Annotated in this window: 3 protein-coding genes and 1 pseudogene; 2 read left to right on the top strand and 2 right to left on the bottom strand. The window is 71.9% G+C overall.

Going from position 1 to position 2,021, the window contains the following annotated elements; genetic code table 11:
* Nucleotides 1-227, top strand: a pseudogene (fusA, locus tag AB0J09_RS63375) (elongation factor G); the annotation flags it as partial.
* A 44-nt stretch (nt 228-271) separates the two neighbouring features.
* Here the strand turns inward: fusA and AB0J09_RS63370 are convergent.
* Both AB0J09_RS63370 and AB0J09_RS63365 read right to left on the bottom strand, forming a co-directional pair.
* Nucleotides 272-769 (bottom strand): GNAT family N-acetyltransferase, encoded by a 498-nt coding sequence (locus AB0J09_RS63370; RefSeq protein WP_360713985.1) that lies wholly within the window; start codon nt 767-769, stop codon nt 272-274.
* A 121-nt stretch (nt 770-890) separates the two neighbouring features.
* The gene (locus AB0J09_RS63365) at nt 891-1,652 is read right to left on the bottom strand and encodes a DeoR/GlpR family DNA-binding transcription regulator (protein WP_360713983.1); all 762 of its coding nucleotides are present in this window, start codon (nt 1,650-1,652) and stop codon (nt 891-893) included.
* 61 nt (nt 1,653-1,713) lie between these two features.
* On the opposite strand from AB0J09_RS63365, the gene AB0J09_RS63360 reads away from it, so the two are divergent.
* Nucleotides 1,714-2,021: FGGY family carbohydrate kinase (locus tag AB0J09_RS63360; protein WP_360713981.1), on the top strand; the 308-nt coding region annotated here is incomplete at its 3' end.

Here is a 2,021-nt window from a genome sequence, read left to right as displayed (position 1 = left end):
TGGAGGTCACGGTCACGGTGCCGGACGACGCCGCCGGCGGCGTGCTGGGCGACCTGGCCGCCCGGCGCGGCCGGATCTCGGGCTCGACGGCGCACGCCGGGACGGTGGTGATCACCGCCGTGGTCCCGCTGGCCGAGGTGTTCGGGTACGCGACCCGGCTGCGTAGCCGCACCCAGGGCCGCGGCACGTTCACCACCAGGCCGGCCGGTTACGCCCCGGCACGGTAAACCCCGGATGGCCCCGCTCGCCCGCGCGGGCGGGGCCGTTCCGCTCAGACGGTCGTCTTGAAGGAGATCCACACGTCCGGCGGGTCGTTGGGCAGGTTCGGCACGGGCCGGCGCTCCTCGGTCCAGTCGTCTCCGGCGATCTCCGTGGCCACGCGCCGCCAGAAGGCCACGGCGCCCACGTTGGCGTCCTGGAAGGCGATCTCCCAGTTTCCCGGGTGGCGGGCGACGATCTCCTTGATGGCTCGCAGCCCGATCCCGCCTCTGCGCGCGCCGCGTACCACGAAGAAGCTGTTCAGCACCCGCGCCGGACCGTCCAGAGCACGGACGAACGCCAGCCCGACGGGGCGGTCGCCGCTGGTGATCAGGTACGGCGCCCAGCCGGGGTCGTGGAAGGCCGAGTGGAGCCGTTCGCTCCTGAACGTGCCGTCGGGATTGGGCAGCCCTCCTTGGAACTCCGACATGTCGTGGCGGAACATCAGCCAGAGGCGTTCCACCGTGGCGTAGTCGGCGCCGGCCGCGAGCCGCACGGAAAGGTCAGGCATGGCACTTCTCCATGGAGTGAGATCAAGCATGGCACTCCTTCACGGGGTGATATGAGGGCATAAAAAAAGCCTCCCGGGCCGGAAGGCCGGAAGGCTTGAGCAGTGCCGAGACAATAGCAGACTAGGCGATCTCCACGCGAACTCCCGTGAACCCATCCGGCACGGCGTCGGTCACCAGGCGCTCGACCGCGTCCCAGCCACACACCCGGATCGGAGCGCTCAGCGCGAACTTGCGCGCGTCGCCGACCACGATCGTCCGGCGGGCGACCGCGATGAGCCTGCGCTTGGTCTCGGCCTCGTACGGCGTCGCGCCGTAGACGCCGGAGCCGTCGAGCGCGGTGGCGGCCAGGAACAGGGTGCGCACGCTCAGGTGCTCCAGGGCCGCGAGCGTCTCGGGGCCGCCGAAGGAGCGGGTGTCCCTGCCGTACTGGCCGCCGATGCCGATGAGCGTGATGTCCGGCCTGGGGGCGAGGACGGCGATGGCGGGCAGTGAGTGGGTGATCGCCGTGAGGCCCGCGTCCGCGGGCAGCAGCTTGGCGATCTCCAGCGTGGTGGTGCCCGAGTCGAGGGCCACGGCCGTGCCCGGCTCGACGTGGCGCACGGCCGCGGCGGCGATGGCCCGCTTGGCGCCGGACGCCTGGGTGGAGCGGTCGGTGAACGGCGTGGCCGCCTCCTCGGCCGCCGCGGCCCCGCCGTGCACCGCCCTGACCAGGCCGTCGCCGGCCAGCCTGCGCAGGTCGCGCCGGACGGTGTTGGCGGAGACGCCGAGCTCGGCGACCAGATCGGCCGCGGCGACGTACCCGTCGAGCTCGATCCTGCGCAGGATCGCCGCGCGGCGGTGCGGCGCCGACGAGTAACGCAGACTCACCTCCATATCGCTCATATGACCATAATGCTCCATAAGTTGGAGCTTTTCTGCCAACTTATGGATTTATAGTGACAACATGGCACGGGAAGCGCTGCTGGCGGGGATCGACGTGGGCACTACCCACGTCAAGGTCGGCTTCTTCGACGAGCGAGGCTCCTGCGTCGCATCCGTGCGCCAGGCGACCCCGCGTGAGCTGCCCGCTCTCGTCGCCGCCGTGTCGGGGGCGCTCGCCGAGTGCGCCGCCAGGGCCGGGCACGGGCCGGACGCGATCGGGGTCGCGGGCATGGCCGAGACCGGCGTGCCGCTGGACCGGTCCGGCCGGCCGCTCACCCCGCTGCTGTGGTGGAACGACCCGCGGGCCACGCGGGAGGCCGCCACGCTGGG

Source organism: Nonomuraea sp. NPDC049784 (assembly GCF_040659615.1).
Lineage (GTDB): Bacteria > Actinomycetota > Actinomycetes > Streptosporangiales > Streptosporangiaceae > Nonomuraea.
Note: the sequence above shows the minus strand (reverse complement) of the source record. Positions and strands in the feature narration are given on the sequence as shown.